The sequence below is a fragment of the Streptomyces sp. UNOB3_S3 genome (assembly GCF_020740895.1).
GTDB lineage: Bacteria > Actinomycetota > Actinomycetes > Streptomycetales > Streptomycetaceae > Streptomyces.
In genome coordinates this window covers 1-1,693 of the sequence record NZ_JAILXP010000665.1, presented here as the reverse complement: position 1 = coordinate 1,693, position 1,693 = coordinate 1, and the positions used below count along the sequence as shown (strand labels likewise).

Below are 1,693 nucleotides of genomic sequence, written 5' to 3'. Positions count from 1 at the left end.
CCCCCTCATCGCCTCCCGCCCGCTGCGCGCCTGGGCGGCCGTCGCCTACGCCTTCCTGCCCGCCACCACCGGCGCCCTCGCCACCGGCCGGCTCGGCACCGCCGTCCTCGCCGTCCTGCTGCCGCTCCTGGCCCGCGCGGCCGTCGCGGCCACCGGGCTCCGCGCGCCGGGCACCCACCCCACATGGCGCGCCTGCTGGGCGTACGCCCTCCTGCTCACCGTCACCACCGCCTTCACCCCCGTGGTGTGGCCGGTGGCGGTGCTCCTGGGCATCGCGGCGCTCGTGCTGAACTGCGTCCGGGGCGGCGCCGCCCGGGCCGCCGTCCACGGCCCCCGGTTCCTCGCCGCGGCCGCCACCCCCGTCCTCGTACTCGCCCCCTGGTCGCTCGGGCTCTTCACCCACCCCGGCCGCTTCCTCGCCGAGGCCGGGCTGGCCCACGGGCACGGCACGGCCGGCCCCCAGGGCCTGCTCACCGCCGACCCCGGCGGACCCGGCACCCCGGGCGCCCTGCTGTTCGCCGGGGTCGTCCTGGCCGCGCTCGCCGCCCTGCTCCGCGCGGACCGGCGCCCGGCCGTCCTGACCGCCTGGACCGTCGCGCTCACCGGACTGCTCTGCGCCGCCCTGGTCAACCGCTCGGTCTGGGCCGGGCCCGGCACCCTGCTCTACGGCCTCGCGCTGATCGCGGCGGCCGCCGTGGGAGCCGAGGGCGCCAAGGAGCGCGTCGCGGCGCACGGCTTCGGCTGGCGCCAGCCCGTCGCCGCCCTCGTCGCGCTGGCCGCCGGGGCCGCCCCCGCCGCGGCCGCCGCCGTCTGGGCCGTGCACGGCGCCGCCGGACCGCTGGAGCGGCGCGACCCGGTGCAGGTGCCCGCGTTCGTGGCCGAGGAGGCCGGCACCCGGGACCAGGCCCGCACCCTCGTCCTCGGCGGGGACACCGGCCGGGTGACGTACACGCTCGTCCGCGGCGCGGGCGCCCGGCTCGGCGACGCCGAGCCCCTGGCGGCCGCCGGCCGGGAGCGCGAGCTCGACGCCATGGTGGCCGCGCTCGTCGCGGGCTCCGGCGCCGACCAGGCGGGCCGCCTCGGCGACTACGCCGTCGGCTACGTCCTCGTCCGCGACAACGCCCCCCGCGCCATGGCCCGCGTCCTCGACGCCACCCCCGGGCTGACCCGGCTCGGCAAGGAGGACCACAGCTCCCTCTGGCGCGTCGACAGCCAGGTCGCCCGCGTCACCATCGTCACCGGCACGCGACAGCCCGACGGCACCCGTCCCACCGCCCCGGTGCCCGTCGCCGCCGGGCCCGTCACAGCCCGCGCCACCGTCCCGGCCGGGACGGGCGAACGGGTCCTGCGACTGGCCGACAAGGCCGCGCCGGGCTGGCGGGCCACGCTCGACGGGCGGGCGCTCAAGCCCGTCACCGTCGACGGCTGGGCCCAGGGTTTCGCCCTGCCGGCCCGGGGCGGGAAGCTGACCGTCGCCTACGAGACCCCCGTCGCGCGGACCGCCTGGCTGTGGGCCCAGGGGCTGCTCGCCGCGGTCCTGGTCGTCCTCGCCCTGCCGGGCCGCCGCCGCGAGGTCGACGACGACCTGCCCGAGGACGCCGCCGTGGCGGCAGCGCCCGTACCGGCCCAAGCCGGTACGGGGGAGGGGCGCCGCGCCCGCAGGCTGCGCGCGGCGACGGCCACGCCGGACGGC

1 pseudogene is annotated in these 1,693 nt (G+C 80.6%); it reads left to right on the top strand.

The window, feature by feature from the left end:
- Positions 1-1,693 (top strand): annotated as a pseudogene (locus K6I33_RS34845) (family 2 glycosyl transferase); the annotation flags it as partial.